This window comes from Paenibacillus sp. J31TS4 (assembly GCF_018403265.1).
Lineage (GTDB): Bacteria > Bacillota > Bacilli > Paenibacillales > NBRC-103111 > J31TS4.
On the sequence record NZ_BOSI01000001.1, the window covers coordinates 1 to 25,698 of the forward strand.

The window sequence follows — 25,698 nt, forward strand, 5'->3', positions numbered from 1 at the left end:
GAAGCATGAGCGCCAGCTTGTGTGGAGGCGCCGTTGGGATACCACCCTGATCGTATCTAGGTTCTAACCCGTGACCGTGAAACCGGTCAGGGGACCGTGTCAGGCGGGCAGTTTGACTGGGGCGGTCGCCTCCTAAAGAGTAACGGAGGCGCCCAAAGGTTCCCTCAGAATGGTTGGAAATCATTCGAAGAGTGCAAAGGCATAAGGGAGCTTGACTGCGAGACGGACAGGTCGAGCAGGGACGAAAGTCGGGCTTAGTGATCCGGTGGTACCGCATGGAAGGGCCATCGCTCAACGGATAAAAGCTACCCTGGGGATAACAGGCTTATCTCCCCCAAGAGTCCACATCGACGGGGAGGTTTGGCACCTCGATGTCGGCTCATCGCATCCTGGGGCTGAAGTAGGTCCCAAGGGTTGGGCTGTTCGCCCATTAAAGCGGTACGCGAGCTGGGTTCAGAACGTCGTGAGACAGTTCGGTCCCTATCTGTCGCGGGCGCAGGAAATTTGAGAGGAGCTGTCCTTAGTACGAGAGGACCGGGATGGACGTACCGCTGGTGTACCAGTTGTTCCGCCAGGAGCACCGCTGGGTAGCCAAGTACGGACGGGATAAGCGCTGAAAGCATCTAAGCGTGAAGCCCCCCTCAAGATGAGATTTCCCAGTATGTAAGACCCCTTGAAGACGACGAGGTAGATAGGTTCGGGGTGGAAGCGCAGCAATGCGTGCAGCTGACGAATACTAATCGGTCGAGGGCTTATCCTAAAACACCCCACAAAGTGAAGAAGATGCTGTCGAAGCAGATTCCGAATACTTGCCGGGGGCCCCAACTAAAGAATGAACAAAACTTCGCATCTAGTTTTCAAGGTACAAACCTTGAATGAAATAGCTGTTTGGTGATAATGGCGGAGGGGAACCACGCGTACCCATCTCGAACACGACCGTTAAGCCCTCCAGCGCCGATGGTACTTGAACCGAAGGGTTCCGGGAGAGTAGGACGTTGCCAAGCAGATGAACAAAAAGCCTTGCTGCATCATGCAGTGAGGCTTTTTTGTGTTTCCGTGCGGCAGGGGTTTACTTTGAATGGCTTGCATGGAGCGTGACAAGGGGAGGCGCAAGTCGTTCCTACGGGAAGAGTTATCAGGTCCAGAGAGCAAGGGGACCTAAAGAAGGACGGTCTCTACGAAGCTCAGTTGAGTAGGCTCAACCGACTCCATGTTGGAGAGGGAGCGACGTTTCAGAAGCAGTCCATTCTTTCCCTTGCATGGACGCCCTCTGCCGAGAGCAGACTACTGGCAACTAAGCCAGGGCAGGAGGAATCCATGTGATTCAGCAATATTTTACGGAGCTGCAATTAAAAGTTGGTGTTACGTTGAGCGAAGGGCTGGAGGCCTTGGTCAACGAAGCCGAAGGAGAGCTCGAATCGGAATATATGGAAGTGGTGCAGGTCATCAAGCACGATCCCTTTCATTATACGGTCATTTTGAATGTCGATTATCCCGACGATGAGGACGAGAAGGAAGAGGAAGACGAGGACTCGGGCGATGGTTCCGGCAGCAAAGGCGGGTCTTCTAAGAAGAAGTAGCCAGAGGATATTTTTCCGCGGGAAATTCCAGATTCGCGTTTAAGCTGCGGAGCTTGTTGGCGTGTATGAAACAGGCGAGCGGCACTTGCCTTGTTGAGCCCTCGCTTGTTTGCGTTGTACAAGGTTTGTTAATGGTTTATAATCAATGGACAAGTCAATGGGAAGGCGTTGTCCAACATGAGATTCTATACCATTAAAGAAGTGTCCTCCCGCACCGGGCTATCTACTCAGCTGATCCGGAAGTGGGAGGAGCGCTATGGAGCAGTGGAGCCGAGCCGCTTTCCGAACGGCTACCGGGCGTATACCCGGCAGGATGTGGATACACTCATTTGGCTCAAGCAACAGGCGGATGAAGGAACGCCTATTCATCTCGCTGTGCAAGCATACAAAGACCGGCCGTTATCGCTTGCCGACGATTCTGTTTCAGGGGCCCGAACGGGTGGTATCGGCGTAGAGCAATACCGGGAGCGCCTGTGCGAGGCGCTTGTTCAATTGGACAGTGTGGAAGCGCTCAAGCTGTTCGATCAACTGGTGGCACTTCATCATGTGGATTTTGTGCTGGTAGAGGTTTTGCAGCCGGTGTTGGAGAAGATTGGAGCACTTTGGGAAGCGGGAGAGCTCTCGGAGTTTCAGGAGCATTTCGGCAGCCATTTCATACGCGATCGTATATTGGCCTGGAAGCAGTTGTATAGCGGGAGCGACGATTTGCCGCTTCTCGTGACAGCCTGTTCGCCGGAGGAGCGGCACGAGCTCGGTATTCTCATGGTCGGCCATTTTGCGATGCAGCAGGGATTTCGGGTCTTTCACTTAGGGACAAGTCCGTCCGAGAAGGGAATCTTCGACTGCATCCGGAAGGTTGAGCCGCCCGTTATCGCGTTCAGCTCTTCCTCCCAAGAGCTACTGGAAGGCAAGCTGGGGTTTTATCGGGAGCTTGACCGCTTCATCGCCTGGAGCGGCAGCCAGACGAAGATCGTGATCGGAGGCAGAGTTATCGTAGAGGACGCTCCGGTGAAAGGAACCCGGTCTTGCTTCTACGTGGCGGGAAACGCCCGGGAAGCCCCGGGCAAAATTAGAAGGCTCGCAGCAGGCGAAAGCGGAGCAGGCCGCGTGACCTTATAAGCTGCGACGGGCGCCCCTCGATCGCTTCCGAGCACAAACAAAACCACCCCCATTCCAATGGGGGTGGTTTTGTTTGTAAACCAGCAAGCTTGCGCCGGAAAGAGGGCCAAATCCTTGTCCTACGCCAAACGGCGGCGTGTTTCTCTAGGAAGATTTTCTCGTAGCCAGAAGAGCCTTCATCTCCTGCGGATCGGGTGTGATGAAGATGGTTTTCTGGTGGTCGTAAATAACGAAGCCCGGCTTGGCCCCGTTCGGCTTGCGTACGTGGCGGATGAGGGTATAATCAACCGGCACCTGGCTCGAATCCTTGGCCTGGCTGTGGTAGGCGGCAAGCATAGCGGCCTCCCGAAGCGTCTCCTCCCCGAACGAGGTGCTTCGAATCACGACGTGGGAGCCCGGAATGTCCTTCGTATGCAGCCAGGTGTCCGACGCTTGGGCGAGCCGGTTCGTCAAGTATTCGTTCTGCGTATTGTTCTTGCCCACATAGATCGGAATCCCTTCACTCGACGTAAAGCAGCTGATGACCGGTTTTTCGTTCTTTTTCTTTTTGCGCAGCTTTTTGCGCCGGTCGCGGACATAGCCCTGCTCGGCGAGCTCCTCGCGAATCTCCTCCACATCCTGAAGGGAAGCGCCCTGCACCTGCTGCAGCAGCGCATCGAGATAGCGGATTTCCTCGCGCGCCGCTTCCATTTGCTCCTGCACAACGGAGACACTGTTCTTGATCTTGGTGTACCGTTTGAAATATTTTTGCGCATTGTCCGACGGGGTGAGCAGGGGATCCAGCTCGATTGTCATGGTCCCTTGCTCTTCGTCGTAATAGTTGGGGGCCGTGACCTGGCGGTCGCCCCGCTTGAACAGATGCAGCGAAGCCGTCAGCAGTTCGCCTTTGATCCGGTAACTATCGGCTTCCTTGGCGTCTTCCAGCGTCTCCTGGAGCTTCTCGAGCTTTTTGCTGTTCTTCGCCTTCTCATTCTGGAGAAACTTCAGCAGGTCTGAGGTCCGCTGCTTGACGGTATCCCTCTCGGCCTTGTCGCCATAGAAGCTCTCGAGGCATTCGCTCACCGTGTCGAACGTCAGCCTGTCGCCGGGCAGGTGGGTCAGCGCTACAACGGAAAAGGACCAGCGTCCGCTCTCCCGGTCGATAACGATCGTCGGCTCATACCTGTGCTCGCGCACCTGGGTCATCAAGGCGGCGAATGGCTCCCACAGCGTAGTATGCAAGCTGCGGGCGGTATCGTATTCCTTGGCCTTCTCTTTCCAGGAGGAGCCGAATGTCCGAAAGACCGTTTCTTTCGCGATCAGAGGGCTGATCCCGGCGAACTGCTGGACGAGCAGGGACGGAAGCTCGGGGGAAGCGGCGCCACCCTCAGCACCCGACTGTTCGGTGCCATCCGTGTCAAGGCGGGCCAGGAAGTCTTCCCGGGTAACGGTCAACGGATCGGCCTTGTGCTGCTCGGGCGGGGATACATACGCGGCTCCCGGCAGGACGATCCGGTAGCTGCTGATGGCTGGCGTGACGTGGTGAATCCCGTCCAGGATGGTGCCATTGGCCGGATCCACCAGGATCACGTTGCTGTGGCGGCCCATCAGCTCGACGACGAGAAGCTTGCTGCTGAGGTCCCCGAGCTCGTCCCGGTGCCGGACCCGGATGCGGATAATGCGCTCCAGGCCGACCTGTTCAATGGCCTCAATAACGCCGTTCTCGCAATGCTTGCGCAGGAGCATGCAGAACATGGGGGCTTCGAGCGGATTGAAGGAAGCTCCCCCCGTCAAATGAACCCGCGGGTAAGTCGGGTTGGCGGAGAGAAGCAATTTATAAGAATGGCCCTGCGCTCGGATCTGCAGGGCGATATCAGTATCGTTCGGCTGGTGAATCTTGCTGATGCGTCCGCCGACGCAAGCCTGAAGTTCGCGGACAACCGCGTGAATGACCAAACCGTCTAATGCCATATACGTCCACTCCCCTCTTCTTCTGAAGCTAACCAGATAATAGTCCGGCTATGCTCCCGTAACCATTCTACTATGATGCCATACTTGCCCCCAAACTTGAAAGTCCAATTCGGTTCAAACCGTTTTTGGCCGGGAAGCGGACTCCCCGAGAGAGGGATATTTCGCGGCTTGTCTGAATACATTTACCCTAGTACAAGTTGGCACACCAATAGGAGGGGAGTTCGGATGGCTCGGAAGACATGGTACCAGATGTCGGTGGAGGAGACCCTACAGGAGCAGCAGACGGATGCGAGCAAGGGATTGTCGCAGGAAGAAACGGACCAAAGACGGGAAGCGGCAGGGGCGAACGTCCTGACCGAAGGAGTCGCCGTTTCGCCGGTCGCTTTGTTTTTGAACCAGTTCAAGGATTTCATGGTGCTGGTGCTCATGGGCGCCACCCTCATATCGGGGCTGCTTGGGGAATATCTGGACGCGATCACCATTATCGTCATCATTCTGATGAACGGCATTCTCGGGTTCATCCAGGAATTCCGTGCGGAGAAGTCGCTTAAAGCGCTGAAGGAGCTCTCCGCGCCTACCGCCAAGGTGATCCGCGGCGGACAGCTGGTGCACGTGGCGGCGAAGGACCTCGTGCCGGGCGATATCGTGCTGCTCGAAAGCGGCGACCGGATTCCAGCCGACCTTCGCTGGATCGAGGCCAACGGCGTCTATGTCGAAGAATCGGCGCTCACGGGAGAATCGTTGCCGGTAAGCAAGACGAGCGAGACGCTGGCCGCCTCCGAGCTGCCGGTCGGGGATCAGCGCAATCTCGGCTTCATGGGGACTATGCTGACGCGGGGCACTGCCCGGGGTGTCGTCGTGAGAACCGGGATGGAGACGGAGATGGGCAAGATCGCGGATCTCATCCAGAACACCGAGGAAATGGAGACGCCGCTCCAGCATCGGCTCGAACAGCTCGGCAAACTGCTCATCCTGGTGGCGCTCGGTCTGACGGTGATGGTGGTCGTGGCCGGCATTCTGCATGGCCAGCCGACGTATGCGATGTTCCTGGCAGGGGTCAGTCTGGCGGTGGCGGCGATCCCCGAAGGACTGCCGGCGATCGTGACGATCGCACTAGCCCTCGGCGTCCAGCGCATGATCAAACGCAAGGCGATCGTGCGCAAGCTGCCCTCAGTCGAAACGTTGGGCTGCGCCTCTGTCATCTGCTCGGATAAGACGGGGACGCTCACCCAGAACAAGATGACGGTGACCCATCTGTGGCTGAGCGGCAGCGTGCTTGAGGTGACGGGGGAAGGCTACGATCCGGTCGGGGATATTTTGCATGACGGCAAAAAACAGTCCCCCGCGGGGCAGCCGATGCTGAACCGGCTGCTCCAGATTGCCGCGCTGTGCAACAATGCGGAGCTGGTGGAGCCCGAGGCGGGCGGGGCCAAGAGCAAAAAGGGCAAGGAGGCTCCCGCGTCCGGCTGGACGGCCAAGGGGGATCCGACGGAGGCGGCTTTGCTCGTGGCAAGCACAAAGGCCGGCGTGACGGGAGCGGAAAGCGGTCTGGAGCGGGAGGCGGAGTTCCCGTTCGACTCGGAGCGCAAACGGATGTCGGTCGTAGTGAAGCACTCCGGAGGCCAATGGGTGATGGCCAAGGGGGCTCCCGATATGCTGCTGGACGCCTGTTCCTATGTGCTCTGGGAAAACAAAATCATTCCGTTCACCGCTACGTTGAAGCAAAAAGTGATGGCGGCTAACGAAGGCATGGCCAAATCTGCGCTGCGCGTCCTCGGGCTCGCCTATCGGGAGCTCAAGACGCACGAGACGTGCGAGACGGAGGAGCAGGCGGAAGCCAATCTCGTGTTCGTCGGACTGGCGGGCATGATCGACCCGCCGCGGAGAGAGGTCTACGATGCGATCCAGCATTGCAAAAAAGCGGGAATCCGCACGGTCATGATCACGGGCGACCACCAGACGACGGCGGAGGCAATCGCGAAGCAGCTCGGCATGCTGCCTTCAGGCGGGCGGGTCGTCAACGGCCAGCAGCTGGCCGCGATGTCCGACGAGCAGCTCGACAAAAGCATCGAGTCTATCTACGTCTACGCCCGCGTATCGCCGGAGCATAAGCTGCGCATCGTGAAGGCGCTTCAGCGGCAGGGCCATGTCGTGGCGATGACGGGAGACGGAGTCAACGACGCTCCCGCGATCAAGGCCGCCGACATCGGCATCTCGATGGGGATGAACGGCACGGATGTCTCCAAGGAAGCCTCCGCCCTCATTCTGAGCGACGATAATTTTGCCACGATCGTCGCAGCCATTGAGGAAGGCAGAGGCATCTACGAGAATATCCGCAAGTTCATCCGCTATCTGCTCGCTTCCAACGTCGGTGAGATTCTGACGATGTTCATCGCCATGATGCTCGGCATGCCGCTGCCTCTCGTGCCGATCCAGATTCTATGGGTAAACCTCGTGACGGACGGTCTGCCGGCCATGGCGCTCGGCGTCGATCAGGCGGAGAAGGATCTGATGCAGCACAAGCCGCGTTCCGCCAAAGAGAATATTTTCGCCCGCCGTTTGGGCTGGAAAATCATCAGCCGCGGCGTTCTCATCGGAATCTGCACGCTGGCCGCTTTTTGGCTGACGCTTCGGACGAATCCCGGAGATGCGGGGCACCTCGTCAAAGCCCAGACGGTCGCCTTCGCCACGCTCGTCATGGCGCAGCTGATCCACGTGTTCGACTGCCGGAGCTCGCGCTCCATCTTCCACCGCAACCCGCTGCAGAACAAATATCTCGTCTGGGCGGTCGTCTCGTCCGTCGCTCTCCTGCTCGCAGTCCTGTACGTGCCGGCGCTGCATCCGATCTTCAAGACGGTGCCGCTCCATACGGCGGATTGGGTGCTCGTCCTGCTGGCCGCCGGCATTCCGACCTTCCTGATGGGCTTCGGCAGCGTCATGCAGAACCCCTCCAACAAGAAAAAGCAGCCTCTGAAGGCAAGACCGGCCGTGCGGTGAAGGAAGAAGGCGTTTTCGGTACAAAAAAGCTGTCCTTTCCGGGCGAGATACGTTATTATAATGGCTAACCGACAGCTTTTGTCGAATAAGCGCACAGCAGGAAGCAGGAGAGGATCGGCAGTGAACTTTACTAAGATGCACGGACTTGGCAACGACTTCATCGTCATTGCCGGCGAGCGGGACCTCCCGCCGGACGTCTCCGAACGGGCGGTCCGGCTGTGCAACCGGTATTTCGGCATCGGGGCGGACGGCCTCGTCTATATCCTCCCTTCGGAACGCGCGGACTATCGGATGCGCATCATCAACTCCGACGGGACGGAGGCCGAGCAGTGCGGCAACGCTATCCGCTGCGTGGCCAAATACATCTTTGATCACGGCATGCTCGACCGGACAGCCGGAACCTCCGGACAGACCGGGGAAGCATGCGAGCTGACCGTTGAGACGATCGGAGCCGGCGTGCAAAAGGTCCGGGTGCTGGCGGAGAACGGCAGGGCCCGATCCGTCCGCGTGGACATGGGCGAGCCGGTGCTTCGGCCGGCGGACGTTCCGGCGCTCGTGGATGGCGTGCAGGCCGTCGACCTCCCGATCGAGACGGACGGACGCGGCTTTCGCTTCACTGCGGTATCGATGGGCAATCCGCACTGCGTCATCTTCGTCGACAATGCGCCGGGCTTTCCGCTGGCGGAGTGGGGACCGCAGCTGGAGAAGCATCCGCTCTTCCCGAACAAGACGAACGTCGAGTTCGCGACCGTCCGCTCCCGCGACCATGTCGATATGCGGGTATGGGAGCGGGGAGCCGGCCCGACGCTGGCGTGTGGAACCGGAGCCTGCGCGACGATGGTCGCCTCGGTGCTGAACGGCCATACCGACCGGCAGGCGGTCGTCTCGCTCAAGGGCGGGGACCTGTTCATCGAATGGGACGAAGAAGACAATCACGTATATATGACTGGTCCGGCGGAGGAGGTCTACACGGGTAGTCTCCTCTGAAGCCGGCATCCGGGCTTGCGGTTAGCCGCAAGCCCGATAGGTTTTTTTTGAGGAAGCAGCAGGGGGGCAGCGTCATGAAACCGGATTTGAGAGAGATTCTGAAGGACACCATTCTGACCGGGGACGGAGCAATGGGGACATACCTATACCAGCTCGGATTCCCGATCGGCATCTCGTATGAAGAATTCAACCTGGTGAAGCCGGAGGTCATCCTGGATGTGCACCGCCGTTATTACGAAGCGGGCGCGCGTCTAATCGAGACGAACACCTTCTCGGCGAACCGGGAGAACCTGTCCAAATACGGACTGGAGAACGAAGTGGGAGCCATTAACCGCGCAGGCGCCGCGCTGGCGAAGCAGGCAGCAGGACCAGACGCCTACGTCATGGGAGCGGTCGGTTCGATCCGCGGAAGCCGCCGCCGCCATCTGGAGGCTTCGTTCATCGAGCAGGAGCTGCGCGAGCAGCTGGACGCGGTGCTGAGCGAGGGCGTGGACGGCATTCTGCTCGAGACCTTTTATGAGCTGGACGAGATGCTGCTCGCGCTGCGTACGGTCCGGGCGATGAGCGGCCTGCCGGTCATTTGCCAGTTTGCGACGGAAGGCAGCGGCATGACGACCGACGGCGTACCGGTGAGCGAGGCATTCATACGGCTGGAGGAGGCAGGAGCGGACGTCGTCGGCTTCAACTGCCACAGCGGGCCGAACGGCATTCTACGGGCGCTGGAAAAGCTCGGACCGGCGGAGCGTCTCCCTTACTCGATCTTTCCGAATGCGGGCCTGCCCGGGTTTATCGACGGCCGGTACACCTATCGCGCGACACCGGAATACTTCGCTCAATCGGCGATCCGGTTCGCGGATCTCGGTGCCCGCATCGTCGGCGGCTGCTGCGGGACGACGCCGGAGCATATCCAGGCGATCGCGGAGGCGCTTGCCGGCTACCGGCCGGGCGCCAAGGCGGACGCGGCAGACGGTCGGGGGGAGCGAATCGAGATTCGTCCTGCCGCAGCCGAGCCCAAGCGGACGCCCGGTGCGGAAGCAACCCGGTCGGTCGTCGATCTGGTGAAAGAGCGGCATACGGTCATCGTCGAGCTTGACCCGCCCCGCAGCCTGTCGGTGGACAAGTTCATGGAAGGCGCCGAGGCGCTCAAGCAGGCGGGGGCCGATTTCATTACCATGGCGGACAACTCGCTCGCCATGACGCGCATGAGCAACGTATCGACCGGGTATCTCGTCAAAGACAAGGTCGGCGTTCCGCCGCTTCTGCACATCGCCTGCCGGGACCGCAACTCCATCGGCACCCAGTCCCACTTGATGGGGCTGCATGCGCTCGGTATCAATCACGTGCTGCTGCTGACGGGGGACCCGGCCAAGTTCGGCGATCTGCCGGGCGCGAGCTCCGTCTACGATCTGACGTCGTTCGACTTGATTCGGATGGCGAAGCAGTTGAACGACGGCGTCTCCTTCTCCGGCAAGCCGATTAAGCAGAAGGCGAACTTCGTCATCGGGGCCGCGTTTGACCCGAACGTCAAATATATCGAGAAGGCCGTCCAGCGGATGGAGAAAAAAATCGCCGCCGGCGCTGACTATTTTATGACCCAGCCGGTCTATGACCCGGCCATGATCGACCGCCTGTACGAGGCTACCAAGCATATCACCGTTCCGATCTTCCTCGGCTTCATGCCCGTCATCAGCGGACGCAACGCCGAGTTCCTCCACAATGAGGTGCCGGGCATCCGGATCCCGGACGAGGTCCGCGCCCGCATGGCGGGACTAGAGGGCGAGGAGGGCCGCCGCGTCGGCGTAGAGATCTGCAAGGAACTGCTCGATTACGCGCTGGACAAATTCCATGGCATCTATTTCATGACCCCGATGCTCCATTACGGGATGACGGCCGAATTGACCCGGTATGTGCGAGAGCGGACGAATCGCCTGGCTCCTCTTGTTCCGGGTTCCAAAATCCATTAGAATAGGGTATTGGATGTGATGGTACCATGATTCGGAGCATGACGGGATTCGGACAAGTATCCCGCCTGACGGAAGGAACGTCGGTTTCCTGGGAGGCCCGCTCCGTCAACCACCGGTATTTGGACCCGGTGATCCGGCTGCCGAAGGACTGGAGCCACCTCGAAGGAGAGGTCAGGGCCCGCCTGCAGCAGACGGTCAAGCGCGGGCGGGTTGAGCTCTCCCTAGCGGTGGACGAGCTGCAGCAGGCCCCGAGCGAGCCCGAGATTAACTGGGCGCTCGCAGAGGGATACCTGCACGCCGCGCGGACCGTTTCCGAGCGGTTGAACGTCAGGGGCGAGCCGTCCTTGACCGAGCTTCTCGCGATCCCGGGCCTGCTGACGCTCCGTCAGCCGTACAAGGACCGGGCCGCCGTGGAGGCGGCCGCTCTCCAGGCGCTGGACGAGCTGCTGGAAAGGCTGTCGGGCATGAGGGAGACGGAGGGCCGTCATCTGCATGCGGAGCTGCTCTCCCGTCTCGGGACGGTTCAGAGCCTTCACGGCAAGCTGCTCGCTTTTGCTCCTGCCGTGGTGGAGGAGTATCGCAGCCGTCTGGAGAACCGGCTCTCCCGTCTATTGGAAGACGAGAGACTGCCTGACGAGCAGCGCCTCGCCCAAGAGGTGGCCATTCTGGCTGACCGCTGCGACATAACCGAAGAGTTGACGAGGCTGACCAGCCATTTTACTCAATTTTCCCTCTATCTCGACGAGAAGGAGCCTGCCGGCCGGAGGCTGGATTTTCTTCTGCAGGAAATGAACCGCGAAGCGAACACGATCGGATCCAAGTCTGGTTCTTCCGACATCGCCCGTTTGGTCGTCGAAATGAAAGCCGAGCTCGAAAAGCTGAGAGAACAGGTGCAGAACGTAGAATAAAAGAGTCCGCCGCCGCTCTCGCCCAGTATGAGGCTCCCCGGAAACGGCAAAACTAGAGCAATGCCTATGAAACCCTTTTAGGAGGAACAGAATGGCTATCAAACTAATCAACATCGGATTCGGAAACATCGTATCCGCCAATCGCATCATTTCGATCGTGAGTCCGGAATCCGCGCCGATCAAGCGGATCATCCAGGAGGCGAGGGACCGCCATATGCTGATCGACGCCACGTACGGCCGTCGCACCAGGGCGGTCATTATTACGGATAGCGATCATGTCATTCTGTCCGCCGTCCAACCGGAAACCGTAGCGCATAGGCTATCGAACAAGGAAGATGATCATGTCGAATAACAAGTGGCTCTCCAACGAAGAGGACAAAGGTATCCTGATCGTGCTGTCCGGCCCCTCGGGCGTCGGCAAAGGCACGGTCTGTACCGCGCTGCGCAGCCGGGCGAGAGAGCTCGTCTACTCGGTATCGGCGACGACCCGCGCTCCTCGAGAAGGAGAAGTGGACGGACTGAATTACTTTTTCAAGACGAGAGAGCAGTTCTTGGCGATGATCGAGCAGGACGAGCTGCTGGAATGGGCCGAATATGTAGGCAATTACTACGGCACCCCCAAAGAATTCGTCAAGCAGACGCTTGACGGCGGCAAGGACGTCATTCTCGAGATCGAGGTGCAGGGCGCGCTGAAGGTAAGGGACCAGTTCCCGGAAGGCATCTTCATCTTCCTATTGCCCCCGTCTCTCGACGAGCTCGAGAACCGGATCGTCAACCGGGGAACGGAGTCCGACGAGACGATCCGCCAGCGGATGGAAGCGGCTCTCTATGAAATCAACCTGCTCGAGCATTACGACTACGCCATCGTCAACGATCAGGTCGAGGCGGCCTGCAATCGGATCGAGGCGATTCTGCTCGCCGAGCACTGCAAGCGGGACCGGTTCCTGCCCAAGATCAAAAAATGGATAGAAGAGGTGAGTGAATAATGCTATATCCCTCCATTGATAAACTCCTCACGAAGGTAGACAGCAAGTATTCTCTCGTCGTAGCGGCCGCGAAGCGGGCAAGAGCGCTCCGCGAGGGGACCGAATCGATGCTGGCCGAGCCGAAATCCCATAAGCAGGTCGGCATCGCGCTGGAAGAGCTGTACGGCGATTACATCCACTACGAGAAGATCCAGCCAAAGACAGAGACAGAGACAGAATAACGGCCGCTCAGCCACCTTCTTCCCGACAACCCTTGCGGTTGTTATTTTTTTCTGTTCGGACAGCGCCGGCAGCCGCCGGCTTTACGAAACGAGGGAGTGGAGACTATGACGATTAAGGGAAAGTCGATTCTGCTGGGAGTGTCCGGGGGCATCGCAGCCTACAAGGCCGCGGCCGTCTGCAGCAAGCTGGCGCAGGCCGGCGCCAAGGTGAATGTCATCATGACGGAGTCGGCGACGAAATTCCTCGCCCCGCTGACGCTGCAGACGCTGTCGCGCAACCGGGTAGTCACCGATACGTTTGACGAGCAGGACCCGGCGGTCGTCTCTCACATCGACCTGGCCGATCATGCCGATCTGGTGCTGATCGCGCCGGCGACCGCCAACGTGATCGCCAAGCTCGCCCACGGGCTGGCGGACGATATGCTCAGCACGACGCTGCTCGCCACGACGGCGCCGATCCTCGTCGCCCCGGCGATGAACGTGCATATGTACGCCCATCCTGCCGTCCAGGCGAACATGGACCTGCTGCGCCGAAGAGGGGTCAGGTTCCTCGAGCCGGGTGAAGGCCAGCTCGCCTGCGGCTATGTCGGCAAGGGACGCCTGATGGAGCCTGAGGAGATCGTCGCGGCTGTGCAGGCGTTCTTCACGCCGGATCGGACGCTGCAGGGCAAGCGGGTGCTCGTGACGGCCGGCGGCACCATCGAACGGTTGGACCCCGTCCGTTATTTGACGAACGATTCATCGGGCAAGATGGGGTATGCACTGGCGGAAGAGGCCCGGGCAATGGGAGCCGAAGTAGTGCTCGTCAGCGGGCCGTCGGCGCTCCCGGTGCCGGCTGGCGTCGAGCTGGTCCCGGTGCAGTCCGCCGAGGATATGAAGACGGCCGTGCTGGACCGGCTGCCCGCGCTCGACCTCGTCATCAAGGCGGCCGCCGTTGCCGATTACCGGCCTGAGGTTACGGCCGACCAAAAGATCAAGAAAAAGGACGAGGTGCTGACGCTGCGGCTCGTCAAAAATCCGGACATCCTTCAGATGGTCGGCGAGCGCAAGCAACCGGGACAGCTCGTCATCGGCTTTGCGGCCGAGACGGAGAACGTCGCCGGCTATGCGATGGACAAGCTGGTGCGCAAAAACTGCGACCTGCTGGTCGCCAACGACGTCTCCAAGGACGACGCAGGCTTCGGCACTGATACGAATATCGTTACCATCTTCGATAAGAACGGGGTCGTCGAGGAACTCCCGGTGCTGGCCAAGCAGGAGGTCGCCCGGAGGATTCTCAAGCTGGCCGCTTCCCGGATGTCCCAGCCGGGAGGAGGCACGAGCTGATGTATGCCAAGGTGATCGTCGATGTGCCGGCTAAGCAGACGGACCGCCCGTTCGATTACCGGGTGCCTGCCGAGCTCGCGCCATGGGTCGCCGTCGGCAGCCGGGTAGGGGTCCCCTTCGGCAGCCGGGTGCTTCAGGGGTTTGTGGTTGGGCTGGTCGACCGGCCGGACGTGCCCGACGTCCGGAAGCTGAAGGACATCGGCTCCGTGCTCGATTCGCATCCGCCGCTGACGGAGGAGCTCGTGGAGCTGGCCCGCTGGATGAGCCGCTCCTATCTGTGCCGCGAGATCACCGCGCTGCAGGCGATGGTGCCGGGTGCGCTCAAGGCCAAATACGAACGGCTGGTCAGCGTTGCCGAGCATCGGCCGGAGGAGCTGGCGTTCCTCGTGCCCGAGCAGCTCGAGGCGGTCCGCTGGGTGCAGGCGAAAGGCTCTGTGAAGCTCGACGACCTGGTCGCGAGGTACCCGGCGCTCAGCGGCTGGATCAAGGAACAGACGGCAGGCGGCCTCTTCCGCGAGACTAAAGCGATCCATGACCGGCTTCGCGTGAAGACGAGGCTGACCGTGTTCGTCGAGAAGGAGCCGGAGGAGCTGCGCCTGGCGGCCGAGGAGCTGCCTGTGAATGCGAAGCGGCAGAAGGAAGTGCTCGCCTATCTCGCCGATCACAGCGAGCCCGTCGGGCTGGCCGAGCTGTGCGAGCAGCTCGGTACGGGCGCCGGAACGGTCAAGAGCCTGGCGGAAAAAGGCTGGCTCGCTATCCGCGAGGAGGAAGTGCTGCGCGATCCGTACGCCGGCCGCTCGTTCAAGCGGACCGAGCCGATGGCGCTTACGCCTGAGCAGCAGCTAGCCTATACGCCGATCGCGGAGGCGATCGACCGGGCCCGGCACGAGGTTTTCCTGCTGCGGGGGGTGACCGGAAGCGGCAAGACGGAGGTCTATCTGCAGGCGATCCAGCGCTGTCTGGATCTGGGGAAGGAAGCGATCGTGCTCGTTCCCGAGATCTCGCTGACGCCGCAGATGGTGGAGCGGTTCAAAGGCCGGTTCGGCGAGCGGGTGGCGGTGCTGCACAGCCGCCTGTCCCAGGGCGAGCGGTACGACGAATGGCGCAAAATCGCTTCGGGCCAGGTCAGCGTCGCCATCGGGGCACGTTCCGCGGTATTCGCTCCATTCGCCTCCCTTGGACTGATTATTCTTGACGAAGAGCACGAGACCAGCTACAAGCAGGAGGACGCTCCCAAATACCACGCGCGGGATGTCGCCATCCGGCGCGCGCAGTCGTTCGGGGCTGCCGTCGTACTGGGCTCCGCGACGCCTTCGCTCGAAAGCTATGCCCGCGCCTCCGGGGAGACGGCCTGGCAAGCCGGTCCGTCGGGCGAGGAGGACGCCTTCCGGCGCCCGTTCACTCTGCTGACGATGGACAGCCGGGTCGAGGGGCGCCCGCTGCCTCCCGTCCGGATCGTGGATATGCGGGAGGAGCTGAAGGAAGGGAATCGGTCGATGTTCAGCCGGCCGCTTCACCAGGCGATCGAGGATCGGCTCGAGCGGAAGGAGCAGACCGTCCTGCTCTTGAACCGCCGCGGCTACTCGACGTTCGTCATGTGCCGGACGTGCGGTTATACGCTGACGTGCGAGCACTGCGACATTTCGCTGACCTATCATCAGAACTCCCGGACGGTGCGCTGCCACTACTGCGGCTACGCCGAGCGGCAGCCCGAGCTCTGTCCGAGCTGCGGAAGCGAGCATATCCGCTACTTCGGCACGGGGACGCAGCGGGTGGAGGAAGAGCTGGCCAAGCTGTTCCCCGGCATCCGGGTCATCCGGATGGACGTCGACACGACGTCGGAGAAGGGGGCCCACGAGAAGCTGCTTGGCCAGTTCCGCGACCGGCAGGCGGATGTGCTGCTGGGCACGCAGATGGTGGCCAAGGGGCTCGACTTCCCGCTCGTGACGCTGGTCGGCGTTATTGCTGCGGATACCGTTCTGAACCTACCCGATTTTCGGGCCGGGGAGCGGACGTTCCAGCTGCTGACCCAAGTGGCGGGCCGGGCGGGCCGGCACGAGCTGCCGGGCGAGGTGTTCGTACAGACGTATACGCCGGAGCATTACAGCGTACAGTGCGCGAGCCGGCACGACTACCTGGCGTTCGTTGGGACCGAGCTCGAGACGCGCGGCATGCACGGCTACCCGCCGTACTGTCGGCTCATTCTCGTGACCTTTGCCCATGAGCAGGTGCCGCTCTTGGTTCGGACCGCCGAAGGCTTCGCGAGCCGGCTCAAGGAACGGGCGGCCGCGAGCCGCGGGCTTCAAGGCGCGGCTGCGATGGAAGTGCTCGGGCCCGTCGCCTCGCCCATCTCCCGGATCAAAGATAGATATCGGTTTCAATGCATGATAAAATATCGGGGAGACGCCCGCGTGACCGATTGGATCCGTGAGGCAGCCGCGGCTTACGACGATTTGGTCCGCAAGGAGAACATGCAGATCAGCATTGACGTCGATCCGCAGCTGCTCATGTAGCGGAGACGGCCTATCCTTTTCCCGCAAAGAGGGTCCATAGAAGAGGAGCTTAAACCGACAGGAAGAACGCCGTCCCGGGAACGCTCTCCCGACCGGCTGTCATATATAGAAGGAAACCACTTAAGGAAGGTGCTTACTTATGGCATTGCGCATCATTGTGAAAGACCCCGATCCGGTTCTCCGCCAGGTCTGCAAGCCCGTACCCAAAATTACGCCGAACATCCACAAGCTGCTTGACGACATGGCGCAGACGATGTACGACGCACAGGGCGTCGGACTCGCCGCTCCGCAGGTCGGCATTCTGAAGCGGGTGATCGTCATGGACGTAGGCGACGACAACGGACTCATCGAGCTGATTAACCCGGAGATCGTCAGCAAGGAAGGCGAGCAGCTCGGACCCGAAGGCTGCCTCAGCATCCCGGGCCTAAGCGGCGACGTACGGCGCGCCAACAAAGTGACCGTCAAGGGACTCAACCGGAATGGCGAAGAAATCACGATAACCGGAGAGGAACTGTTGGCGCGCTGCATCCAGCACGAGGTGGATCATCTGAACGGCGTCCTCTTCACGGATCTGGCCTCCAAGGTCTATCCGAACGAAGCCGAGCCGGAGGAGTGATCCTGTGAACATCGTATTCATGGGGACGCCGGACTTCGCCGTCCCCGTTCTCGAGATGCTGCTGCAGGAGGGGTACCCGGTAACCGCAGTCGTTTCCCAGCCTGACCGTCCCAAAGGCCGTAAAAAGGTGCTGACCCCGCCGCCCGTGAAGGAAGCGGCGCTCCGGCACGGCCTGCCGGTGCTGCAGCCCGAGCGCATCCGCCGTTCCGAGGCGGTGGAAGCGATAGCCGGGCTTCAGCCCGATCTGATCGTCACAGCGGCCTACGGGCAGATCGTGCCGAAGGCGATTCTCGAGCTGCCGAAGCACGGCTGTATCAACGTGCACGCCTCACTGCTGCCCAAGTATCGCGGCGGCGCTCCGATTCAGCATGCCATTCTGAACGGAGAGGCGGTCACCGGCGTCACCATCATGTACATGGCGGAGGGGCTCGATACCGGCGATATGCTCGCCAAGGTTGAGGTGCCGATTACCGACGAGGACACCGGAGGCACGCTGTTCGACAAGCTGAGCGAGGCGGGCGCCGACCTGCTGCGCCGCACGCTTCCCGACCTGCTGGTCGGGAAGCTGACGGCAGTGCCGCAGGCGCACGAAGAAGCGACACTCGCGCCGAATATCAAGCGCGAGGACGAGTGGATCCGGTGGGAGCGCCCCGCTATGGAGCTGTTCAACCAGATTCGCGGGCTCAATCCGCATCCTGGCGCCTTCACGACGTGGAACGGCGATGTGCTCAAAATCTGGGCCGCCCGGAAGCCGAAGCCGGCTTCCGTCCCGCAGGGAGCCGTTCCGGGTACAGTCATTGGCACGGGCGACGACTACATCGAGGTCGCTACGGGCGACGGCGCTCTCCGCGTGACCGAGCTTCAGCCGGCGGGCAAGAAGGCGATGAGCGCCGCCCAGCTGCTGCGCGGGACAAGCGTGCCGGCGGGCACCGTGCTCGGCGAGCGGGCGGACGCCGGAACGGACGGCCGCCGATGACGGGCAAGGGCCGGCGTCCCGGCAGCCGCCCGCCAGGCCGCAAGCCGGCGGTGCCGGCCAGCGCCCGCGAGCTGGCGATGGAGCTGCTGACGCGCGTCGAGCAGGAGGGAGCGTACAGCAACATCCTGCTGAACCAGCTGCTGCGTCAGAGCCAGCTCGACCGCCGGGAAGCGGGATTTGCGACGGAGCTCGTGTACGGCACGATCCAGCGCCGGAACACGATCGATTACTTTCTGGCCCGCTTCGTACCCAAAGGACTGCACAAGCTGGACCCTTGGGTGCGGAGCCTGCTTCGGCTCAGCTTCTACCAGCTTTATTATCTCGACCGGGTGCCTGCGCATGCGGCGGTGAACGAAGCGGTCAACCTGGCCAAGAAGCACGGCCACGCCGGCATTGCGGGCATGGTGAACGGCGTCCTCCGCAACGTGCTGCGCCAGCGAGAGACGCTTGTGCTCCCGGCCGATCTGCCCGACGTGAAGCGGATCGCGCTCGAGCATTCCCATCCGGAATGGATGGTCGCCCGCTGGATTCGCGAATACGGCGCGGAGGAGGCGGAGAAGCTGTGTGCCGCCAATAACGAAGCGCCTCCCGTCAGCGTGCGGGCGAACGCTCTCCGGCAGTCCGCCGGAGAGCTCGTGCTCGAGCTTCGCGAAGCGGGCTACGAGGCGGAGCCCTCTCCCCTCGCGCCGGCGGGCGTTCGGGTAGCCGGTGCCGGCAACATGGCGGACTCGCCCTGGTACGAGCGCGGAGCGCTGTCCGTCCAAGACGAGAGCTCGATGCTTGTCGCCGAGGCGCTTGCGCCGGAGCCGGGTATGACCGTGCTCGACTGCTGCGCCGCACCGGGCGGCAAGACGACGCATCTGGCGGAGAAGATGCAGGACCGCGGCCGGATCGTCGCCTGCGATGTCCACGAGCATAAGGAAGCGTTGATCCGCCGGCAGGCGGAGCGGCTCGGCCTGACGAGCATCGATACGCAGGTAACGGATGCACGGGAGCTGGCGGCCAAGTACCCGCCCGCCTCGTTCGACCGCATTCTGCTGGACGCGCCGTGCAGCGGGCTGGGTGTCATTCGCCGCAAGCCCGATCTCAAGTGGGCGAAGGAGGAAAGCGAGATCGCTTCCGTCGCGAAGGTGCAGCAGGAGCTGCTCGAGGCGGTGCACGGCCTGCTCAAGCCGGGCGGCGTGCTCGTCTACAGCACATGTACGACGGCGCGCGAGGAGAATGCCGGCATGGTGAAGCAGTTTCTCGAGGCCCATCCGGACTTTCGGCTCGAGCCGCTTCCCGCGGACGTATTCGGACCGGACAAGCTGCCGGGGGCGGACAGCGGCATGGTCCAGCTGCTGCCCCAACAATTTCACTCGGACGGGTTCTTTATCGCCCGGCTGCGGAAGCAGGAGAACGGCTGATGCCGCGCTCCGGCCTCCGCTGGCCGGGCTTTTTTTAGATAAGGCGGTTGGACGGGGGAGTCTCCCCCCGGGCGTCGAACCAGCTGGACTATCCGGCCTATCCGGACCAGCACGGAAACCGTATTTCCCTGCGGGCGAGGGCGGGCGTTCCGGGCCGCAAGACAGCTGTGCTGGCGGCGGGCTGAGTGCCTTGTCCCCAGCGGCTTCCGGCAGCTCGGCGCCGGGACGGAGAGCGGTGAGGATTCCCGTTTCTCCTTTCCGGATCCTTGTGATAAAATAGACAAGATCGGCAAGACATTTCCATTAAAGTAAGGATGAAACCATGAAAGCGACAGAACCGACAAACAGCAAACCGTTTGTGTATGATCATACATTTGAAGAATGGCAGGAATGGATGAAGGAGAACGGGGAGCCCGCATTCCGTGCAGGACAAGTCTTTGACTGGCTGTATGTGAAGCGGGTAACCGACTTCGACGAGATGAGCAACCTGCCCAAGCCGCTGCGCGACAAGCTGAAGGAGCAGTTCCTGTTCGTGACGCTTGACGAGATCGCCCGGCAAAGCTCGAAGGACGGGACGGTCAAGTTCCTGTTCGAGCTGCACGACAAGCATGCGATCGAGACGGTCGTCATGAAGCACAACTACGGCAACAGCATCTGCGTCACTACGCAGGTCGGCTGCCGGGTCGGCTGCACGTTCTGCGCTTCGACGCTCGGCGGACTGAAGCGCAACCTCCAGCCGGGCGAGATTATCGCTCAGGTGGTCAAAGCGCAAAAGCTTCTCGATGCCACGAACGAGCGGGTGAGCAGCATCGTCATCATGGGCATCGGCGAGCCGTTCGAGAACTACGATGCCGTCATGAAATTCCTGCGGGTGATGATCCACGAGAAAGGCCTCAATATCGGGCAGCGCCACATCACCGTCTCGACGAGCGGCATCGTGCCGAACATTTACCGGTTCGCCGATGAAGATACTCAGATTAATCTGGCGATTTCGATCCATGCGCCGAACGACAAGCTGCGGTCGAAGCTGATGCCGGTGAACCGGCGGTTCCCGTTCGCCGATCTGATCGAGGCGTGCAAGTACTACGTCGAGAAAACCGGGCGCCGGATTTCGTTCGAATACGCCCTCATGGGCGGAGTGAACGATCAGGCCGAGCATGCCGAGGAACTTGGGCAGGTGCTTCAGCAAATCCCGCTTACCCATGTCAACCTCATTCCGGTCAACTTCGTCCTGGAGCGCGATTTTGTGCGGAGTACGCGGGACGATATCTTCCAATTCCAACGGATTTTGGAGAAGCACAAAATCACGACCACGATCCGGAGGGAACAGGGAAGCGACATAGCGGCCGCCTGCGGTCAGCTGCGGGCCAAGCACATGGAAACTGGTAAGAGGTGAGGTAGAGGATGAGGATTGCTAGTCGAAGCGACGTCGGCCGGATCCGGTCGGTGAACGAAGACCGAACCGCCGTTCTGCCCGATTGTGCGGGCTTTGTCGTCGGGATTGTGGCAGACGGCATGGGCGGCCATCAGGCGGGGGATCTCGCGAGCCAAATGGCCATTGAGGCTATCCAGCAGGAGCTGCGTAGCACGCTGACCGCTTCGATGACGGAGCAGGAATGCGGCGAGGCGCTCCGCCTCGCCATTCAGAAGGCGAACCAGGCGGTCTACGCGTTCGCCCAGGGCAAGGAGCAGTATAACGGAATGGGAACGACGGTCGTCGCTGCTATCGCCTCAGCGGACCGGCTCGTGATCGCGAACATCGGCGACAGCCGCGCTTACCTGGCCGACAGCGAAGGCTTTCGCCAGGTTACCGAAGATCATTCGCTTGTTAACGTGCTGTTCCGCACGGGCCAGATCACGGAGGAAGAAGCGAAGCACCATCCACGCAAAAACATTCTCATGCGCGCGCTCGGCACGGATGATCAAGTCGAGATCGACCTGTTTCATCGGTCCTGGAGCCGGGGCGACATGCTGCTCTTGTGCTCCGACGGGCTAAGCGGCTCGGTCGGCAGCGAGCAGTTGAATGCCATTCTACGCGGAGAGGACGAGTTCGACCGCAAGGCGGACCGTCTCGTCCAGGCCGCGCTGGAGGCGGGCGGGGAGGACAATATCACCGTTGTCCTGCTCATTAACGAGCCCGGGCTTCCGGAAGGAATGAGGTGATGGCGTGATAGGTCAGGTACTCGGGGGACGCTACGAACTATTGGAACGCGTCGGGGGCGGCGGCATGGCGATCGTCTACAAAGCCCACGACCTGCTGCTGAACCGCAATGTCGCCGTTAAGGTGCTGCGCCAGCAGTATGTACACGATGACGAATTTATACACCGGTTCGAACGGGAAGCCCAGTCGGCCGCTTCGCTGTCTCATCCGAACGTGGTCAGCATTTACGATGTAGGCCAGCAGGAAGACGACCATTATATCGTCATGGAATACGTCGAAGGCATGACGCTGAACGACCTCATCAAGCAGAAGGCGCCGCTGCAGGTGGAAGAAGCGGTGCATATCGCCGCCCAGATCTGCGATGCACTCGAGCATGCGCACGCCAACGAGATCATTCACCGGGACATCAAGCCGCACAACATTCTGATCGGCCGCAACGGCCGGGTGAAGGTGACGGACTTTGGCATCGCCCGGGCGGGCACCGAATCCAGCATTACGCAGACGGGTTCTGTCGTCGGCTCCGTGCACTACTTCTCGCCGGAGCATGCGAAGGGCATCGCTGCAGGAGCCAAGTCGGACCTGTATTCGCTCGGCATCGTGCTGTATCAGATGCTGACCGGACGGCTGCCGTTCCTCGGCGACAGTCCGATCAGCGTAGCACTGAAGCATCTGCAGGAGAACGTGGAGGAGCCGCGCAAGGTCAATCCGCTTATCCCGCAGAGCGTGGAGAACATCATCCTCAAGGCGATGCGCAAAAATCCGGAGACGCGCTACCAGTCGGCACACGAGATGCTCATCGATCTGGACACATGCCTCTTGCCGGAGCGGCTGAACGAGCCCAAGCTGATCGATCTGGAGGATTTGGACGATGCGGAGAAAACCCGCATCGTGCCGGCGATCCGGCCGGACCGGGGGCTCGTGCTCGAGGAGCAGCCGGTCGCGACGCCTCCGGAGAAGAAAAGCTCCAAGTGGGTGAAGCCGACCGTCTGGCTGCTTGTGTTCCTCGTTCTGGCAGCGGGCTTATGGGGCGGCATCGAGTATGTAAAGGGCAATCTTATCATCAAGGACGTGACGCTGCCCAATACGGTCAACAAGACCGTTGAAGACGCGCAAAAGGAACTGGAGGCGGCCCATCTCAAGTCGGAGGTCATCGTCAAGCCGAACAAGGACGTGCCGAAGGATGTCGTCTACGAGCAGTCGCCTCCCGCCGAGGTCAAGACGGTGAAGGAAGGATCGACGATCAAGCTGTTCGTCAGCGGCGGAGTCGAACAGCAGACGATGGAGAATTACGTGGGCAAGAAGTGGCTCGACGTCAATGCCGACATCTATGCGCTCGGCGTCGACAAATCCCGGGTGCTCGTCGAAGAGAAATTCGGCGACGGGGAGCCGGGCACCATTGTCGACCAGTCGCCCAAACCGAACGAGCAGTACGATCCGACGACCATCCAGTTGAAATTTACGGTGAGCAAGGGCAAAGAAAAAACGAAGATGCCCGGTCTGATCGGCGAGACGGTAGAGAAGGCGGAAGCATTGCTCGCGGATGCAAATCTGAAGCGGGCGCCCGGAAAGGACGGACTCATCGAGAAGCCGACCTTTGCCCAGCCGAAGGGCGTCATCTTCGATCAATGGCCGTACAAGAAGGGGCAGGAAGTCGACGCGGGAGCGAGCAACATCGTGCTCTACGTCAGCGCGGGACCGCCGCCGGACGCCGGACAGATGGTCGTCTCGCTGACAGACCTCAAGCCGGCCAAGGAGGGAGGCACTTCCTCTTACAAGATCAACGTCACCGACGCCCAGTACGACAACTATGAGCTTCGCTCCTTCACCGTCTCCAAGCCGGAAACGATGAACCTGCCGGTGGTCGTCACCAAGGAGAAAAACGCCGTGATCCAGATTTTCCGGGACGGCATTCTGGCGGACACAAGAACCGTCACGTACGACGATTACCTGAAGCAAAAAGACAAGCCCGCCTCCGGCAACCCGTCGCCGACACCGACGCCGTCGCCGGGCGGGACCCAGCCGCCCGCCAATTCGGGCAAACCGCAGGGCGTAGCTCCGAGCCGCCCCCCGGGAACAGGAGGACAGTAACGGCATGCCGAATGGAATCATCGTCAAAGCGTTGAGCGGCTATTATTACGTGCTGCCGGAAGGAGCCTCGGATAAAACCGCCATGGTGCAGTGCCGGGCGAGAGGAGTCTTCAAGAAGAAGAATGTCACTCCGCTCGTCGGAGACCGGGTGGAGTTCGAATGGACGGACAACGGAGAAGGGACGGTAACCGAAGTAAAGTCCCGTTCCTCCGAGCTCATCCGGCCGCAAGTGGCCAACGCGGAGCTGGCGGTGCTTGTGTTCGCGGTCGCTGAGCCCGCGCTCAGCCTCAATCTGCTGGACAAATTCCTTGTCCATATCGAATGTGCGGGGCTGGATACGGTGCTCTGCCTGACGAAGCAGGATCTCGCCCGTCCTGGAGACCGGCAGCCGGTCTCCGAACAACCGGAGTCGGCGGCCGAACAAGGGATCGTGGAGACTATCCGCGCGGTCTACGGCGACGGGATGGGGTACCCGATCGTGCTGACAAGCGCCAAGGAAGGCGTCGGGCTGGAGGAGATCCGCCGGCTTCTGGAGGGCCGGATCAGCGTGTTCTCCGGGCAGTCGGGCGTCGGCAAGTCGTCGCTGCTCAATGCCTTGATGCCGGAGCTTGGACTGGAGACGAACGCGATCAGCCAGAAGCTGGGCCGGGGCAAGCATACGACCCGGCACGTGGAGCTGATGCCGCTTGAGCCTTCCGGCTGGGTCGCGGATACACCGGGCTTCAGCCAGCTCGACTTTGCCTCGATCGAAGCGGATGAGCTGGGAGGCTGTTTCCGTGATATTCGGAAGGAGTCCGAGGGCTGCCGGTTCCGCGGCTGCCTGCATGACCGGGAGCCGGGCTGTGCGGTCCGCCGAGCCGTTGAAGAAGGCGGCATCGCGGAGTCCCGCTACGAGCATTATCTGCAGTTTTTAACCGAAATCCGAGAGAGAAAACGGAGGTATTGACATGGGGAACGTGCGCATCGCGCCTTCGATTCTTTCGGCCGATTTTGCGAAGCTCGGGGAAGACATCCGGGAAGTGGAGCAGGCCGGAGCCGATTGGATTCATGTGGATGTGATGGACGGTCATTTCGTCCCTAACCTGACGCTGGGTCCGCCGATCGTCAAAGCGATCCGGCCGCATACGCGGCTGCCGCTCGACGTTCATCTGATGATTGAGAAGCCGGAGGCCTACATTCCGGCCTTCGCCGAAGCCGGGGCGGACTGGATCTCGGTGCACGCCGAGACGTGCCCGCACCTTCATCGGACGCTTCACCAGATCCGCGAGAACGGCGCCAAAGCCGGCGTCGTGCTTAATCCCGCCACGCCGGCGGTCGCCATCCGGCACGTGCTCGATGCGGTCGACTACGTCCTCGTCATGACGGTCAACCCCGGCTTTGGCGGCCAGTCCTTCCTCGCCACCATGCTGCCCAAGATCAGGGAAATACGGGCCATGCTGGACGAGGCGGGCCGCCCCGACGTTCTCATCGAGGTCGACGGCGGCATCCAGGCCGGGAATGCCCGCGAGGTCGTGGAGGCGGGGGCGGAGGTGCTGGTGGCCGGCAGCGCGGTCTTCGGGGCCGCCGATCGGGCCGAGGCGATCCGGCAAATCCGGATGAGGGGAGAGGCGCGGGATGCGTAAAGCAGGCTGGCTGCTTCTCTGCAGCCTCGTGGCCGGGGCCCTGATGACGGTCTTCGTCATGCTGCCGGGCTCGATCACCCGTCATTTGTTCTCGCTCGGGGCACTGGTTATCGGTTTTTATTTCTTTCAGCGGTTTGAAACGAAAGGCATCCGCATCGGCTTCGTCGTCTTGACACTTGTCTTTTCGTTCCTGCTTCCGCCTGTCTATGTTCTGCTCGCCCATGCCAACGGCTGGCCTGTCGATCCGGCCTTCCTGGAGGGCGTGGAATAGAGCACGA

21 protein-coding genes and 2 rRNA genes are annotated in these 25,698 nt (G+C 61.2%); 22 read left to right on the forward strand and 1 reads right to left on the reverse strand.

All coding sequences use genetic code 11. From position 1 onward, the window contains the following. The 4 genes from KJS47_RS00005 to KJS47_RS00020 form a co-directional block, all read left to right on the forward strand. Positions 1 to 760, forward strand: a 23S ribosomal RNA gene (locus KJS47_RS00005); the annotation flags it as partial. 127 nt (positions 761 to 887) lie between these two features. Further along, positions 888 to 1,004: ribosomal RNA gene (rrf, locus tag KJS47_RS00010) — 5S ribosomal RNA — on the forward strand. A gap of 315 nt (positions 1,005 to 1,319) precedes the next feature. Next, complete coding sequence (locus tag KJS47_RS00015; RefSeq protein ID WP_213521691.1) at positions 1,320 to 1,580, forward strand: hypothetical protein; 261 nt, start codon at positions 1,320 to 1,322, stop codon at positions 1,578 to 1,580. 177 nt (positions 1,581 to 1,757) lie between these two features. Beyond that, positions 1,758 to 2,699: a MerR family transcriptional regulator gene (locus KJS47_RS00020; protein ID WP_213521692.1), complete on the forward strand. Its 942-nt coding sequence runs from the start codon at positions 1,758 to 1,760 to the stop codon at positions 2,697 to 2,699. Between the two features lie 144 nt (positions 2,700 to 2,843). Here the strand turns inward: KJS47_RS00020 and KJS47_RS00025 are convergent, their stop codons facing one another. Then, a complete protein-coding gene (locus KJS47_RS00025; protein ID WP_213521693.1) occupies positions 2,844 to 4,649 on the reverse strand; it encodes an Rqc2 family fibronectin-binding protein in 1,806 nt (601 codons plus the stop codon). A gap of 225 nt (positions 4,650 to 4,874) precedes the next feature. On the opposite strand from KJS47_RS00025, the gene KJS47_RS00030 reads away from it, so the two are divergent. From KJS47_RS00030 to KJS47_RS00115, 18 genes are all read left to right on the forward strand, one after another. Next, positions 4,875 to 7,646 carry a calcium-translocating P-type ATPase, SERCA-type gene (locus KJS47_RS00030; protein WP_213521694.1) on the forward strand — a complete coding sequence of 924 codons (2,772 nt, stop codon included), beginning with the start codon at positions 4,875 to 4,877 and terminating at the stop codon, positions 7,644 to 7,646. A gap of 120 nt (positions 7,647 to 7,766) precedes the next feature. Next, positions 7,767 to 8,633 (forward strand): diaminopimelate epimerase, encoded by an 867-nt coding sequence (dapF, locus tag KJS47_RS00035; protein ID WP_213521695.1) that lies wholly within the window; start codon positions 7,767 to 7,769, stop codon positions 8,631 to 8,633. 74 nt (positions 8,634 to 8,707) lie between these two features. After that, entirely contained in the window at positions 8,708 to 10,597 is a 1,890-nt protein-coding gene (locus KJS47_RS00040) for a bifunctional homocysteine S-methyltransferase/methylenetetrahydrofolate reductase (RefSeq protein WP_213521697.1), read from the forward strand. Between the two features lie 26 nt (positions 10,598 to 10,623). Next, a complete protein-coding gene (locus tag KJS47_RS00045; protein ID WP_213521699.1) occupies positions 10,624 to 11,505 on the forward strand; it encodes a YicC/YloC family endoribonuclease in 882 nt (293 codons plus the stop codon). 91 nt (positions 11,506 to 11,596) lie between these two features. Further along, complete coding sequence (gene remA / locus KJS47_RS00050) at positions 11,597 to 11,857, forward strand: extracellular matrix/biofilm regulator RemA (protein ID WP_213521701.1); 261 nt, start codon at positions 11,597 to 11,599, stop codon at positions 11,855 to 11,857. Next, a complete protein-coding gene (gene gmk / locus KJS47_RS00055; protein ID WP_213521703.1) occupies positions 11,847 to 12,491 on the forward strand; it encodes a guanylate kinase in 645 nt (214 codons plus the stop codon). Before remA ends, gmk begins: the two co-directional genes overlap by 11 nt. Beyond that, positions 12,491 to 12,712, forward strand: a complete 222-nt coding sequence (rpoZ, locus tag KJS47_RS00060) for a DNA-directed RNA polymerase subunit omega (RefSeq protein WP_213521705.1) — start codon at positions 12,491 to 12,493, stop codon at positions 12,710 to 12,712. The genes gmk and rpoZ overlap by 1 nt, the downstream gene beginning before the upstream one ends. A gap of 105 nt (positions 12,713 to 12,817) precedes the next feature. Beyond that, positions 12,818 to 14,038 carry a bifunctional phosphopantothenoylcysteine decarboxylase/phosphopantothenate--cysteine ligase CoaBC gene (gene coaBC, locus KJS47_RS00065; protein WP_213521707.1) on the forward strand — a complete coding sequence of 407 codons (1,221 nt, stop codon included), beginning with the start codon at positions 12,818 to 12,820 and terminating at the stop codon, positions 14,036 to 14,038. Continuing rightward, positions 14,038 to 16,551 carry a primosomal protein N' gene (gene priA, locus KJS47_RS00070; RefSeq protein ID WP_213521708.1) on the forward strand — a complete coding sequence of 838 codons (2,514 nt, stop codon included), beginning with the start codon at positions 14,038 to 14,040 and terminating at the stop codon, positions 16,549 to 16,551. Before coaBC ends, priA begins: the two co-directional genes overlap by 1 nt. A gap of 139 nt (positions 16,552 to 16,690) precedes the next feature. Then, positions 16,691 to 17,167, forward strand: coding sequence for a peptide deformylase (def, locus tag KJS47_RS00075; protein WP_213521709.1), 477 nt, complete (start codon positions 16,691 to 16,693; stop codon positions 17,165 to 17,167). A 4-nt stretch (positions 17,168 to 17,171) separates the two neighbouring features. After that, positions 17,172 to 18,143 carry a methionyl-tRNA formyltransferase gene (fmt, locus tag KJS47_RS00080; RefSeq protein ID WP_213521710.1) on the forward strand — a complete coding sequence of 324 codons (972 nt, stop codon included), beginning with the start codon at positions 17,172 to 17,174 and terminating at the stop codon, positions 18,141 to 18,143. Further along, positions 18,140 to 19,549, forward strand: coding sequence for a 16S rRNA (cytosine(967)-C(5))-methyltransferase RsmB (gene rsmB, locus KJS47_RS00085; protein ID WP_213521711.1), 1,410 nt, complete (start codon positions 18,140 to 18,142; stop codon positions 19,547 to 19,549). Before fmt ends, rsmB begins: the two co-directional genes overlap by 4 nt. A 322-nt stretch (positions 19,550 to 19,871) precedes the next feature. Then, a complete protein-coding gene (rlmN, locus tag KJS47_RS00090; RefSeq protein ID WP_213521712.1) occupies positions 19,872 to 20,945 on the forward strand; it encodes a dual-specificity RNA methyltransferase RlmN in 1,074 nt (357 codons plus the stop codon). 8 nt (positions 20,946 to 20,953) lie between these two features. Next, positions 20,954 to 21,712, forward strand: coding sequence for a Stp1/IreP family PP2C-type Ser/Thr phosphatase (locus tag KJS47_RS00095; RefSeq protein ID WP_213521713.1), 759 nt, complete (start codon positions 20,954 to 20,956; stop codon positions 21,710 to 21,712). Between the two features lie 4 nt (positions 21,713 to 21,716). After that, positions 21,717 to 23,798, forward strand: coding sequence for a Stk1 family PASTA domain-containing Ser/Thr kinase (pknB, locus tag KJS47_RS00100; protein WP_213521715.1), 2,082 nt, complete (start codon positions 21,717 to 21,719; stop codon positions 23,796 to 23,798). 4 nt (positions 23,799 to 23,802) lie between these two features. Next, entirely contained in the window at positions 23,803 to 24,744 is a 942-nt protein-coding gene (rsgA, locus tag KJS47_RS00105; protein WP_213521717.1) for a ribosome small subunit-dependent GTPase A, read from the forward strand. Position 24,745: 1 nt separating this feature from the next. Next, on the forward strand, positions 24,746 to 25,420 hold the full coding sequence (gene rpe, locus KJS47_RS00110; protein WP_213521719.1) for a ribulose-phosphate 3-epimerase: 675 nt from the start codon (positions 24,746 to 24,748) through the stop codon (positions 25,418 to 25,420). Further along, positions 25,413 to 25,691: a hypothetical protein gene (locus KJS47_RS00115; RefSeq protein ID WP_213521721.1), complete on the forward strand. Its 279-nt coding sequence runs from the start codon at positions 25,413 to 25,415 to the stop codon at positions 25,689 to 25,691. The genes rpe and KJS47_RS00115 overlap by 8 nt, the downstream gene beginning before the upstream one ends. Positions 25,692 to 25,698 lie beyond the last annotated feature (7 nt).

Bases quoted from the DNA above. Each gene is read 5' to 3' on its own strand.
- KJS47_RS00020 (WP_213521692.1), top strand. From the start codon at position 1,758: ATGAGATTCTATACCATTAAAGAAGTGTCCTCCCGCACCGGGCTATCT.
- KJS47_RS00025 (WP_213521693.1), bottom strand. From the start codon at position 4,649: ATGGCATTAGACGGTTTGGTCATTCACGCGGTTGTCCGCGAACTTCAG.
- KJS47_RS00030 (WP_213521694.1), top strand. From the start codon at position 4,875: ATGGCTCGGAAGACATGGTACCAGATGTCGGTGGAGGAGACCCTACAG.
- KJS47_RS00040 (WP_213521697.1), top strand. From the start codon at position 8,708: ATGAAACCGGATTTGAGAGAGATTCTGAAGGACACCATTCTGACCGGG.
- KJS47_RS00045 (WP_213521699.1), top strand. From the start codon at position 10,624: ATGATTCGGAGCATGACGGGATTCGGACAAGTATCCCGCCTGACGGAA.
- remA (WP_213521701.1), top strand. From the start codon at position 11,597: ATGGCTATCAAACTAATCAACATCGGATTCGGAAACATCGTATCCGCC.
- gmk (WP_213521703.1), top strand. From the start codon at position 11,847: ATGTCGAATAACAAGTGGCTCTCCAACGAAGAGGACAAAGGTATCCTG.
- rpoZ (WP_213521705.1), top strand. From the start codon at position 12,491: ATGCTATATCCCTCCATTGATAAACTCCTCACGAAGGTAGACAGCAAG.
- coaBC (WP_213521707.1), top strand. From the start codon at position 12,818: ATGACGATTAAGGGAAAGTCGATTCTGCTGGGAGTGTCCGGGGGCATC.
- priA (WP_213521708.1), top strand. From the start codon at position 14,038: ATGTATGCCAAGGTGATCGTCGATGTGCCGGCTAAGCAGACGGACCGC.
- def (WP_213521709.1), top strand. From the start codon at position 16,691: ATGGCATTGCGCATCATTGTGAAAGACCCCGATCCGGTTCTCCGCCAG.
- rsmB (WP_213521711.1), top strand. From the start codon at position 18,140: ATGACGGGCAAGGGCCGGCGTCCCGGCAGCCGCCCGCCAGGCCGCAAG.
- rlmN (WP_213521712.1), top strand. From the start codon at position 19,872: ATGAAAGCGACAGAACCGACAAACAGCAAACCGTTTGTGTATGATCAT.
- KJS47_RS00095 (WP_213521713.1), top strand. From the start codon at position 20,954: ATGAGGATTGCTAGTCGAAGCGACGTCGGCCGGATCCGGTCGGTGAAC.
- rsgA (WP_213521717.1), top strand. From the start codon at position 23,803: ATGCCGAATGGAATCATCGTCAAAGCGTTGAGCGGCTATTATTACGTG.
- rpe (WP_213521719.1), top strand. From the start codon at position 24,746: ATGGGGAACGTGCGCATCGCGCCTTCGATTCTTTCGGCCGATTTTGCG.
- KJS47_RS00115 (WP_213521721.1), top strand. From the start codon at position 25,413: ATGCGTAAAGCAGGCTGGCTGCTTCTCTGCAGCCTCGTGGCCGGGGCC.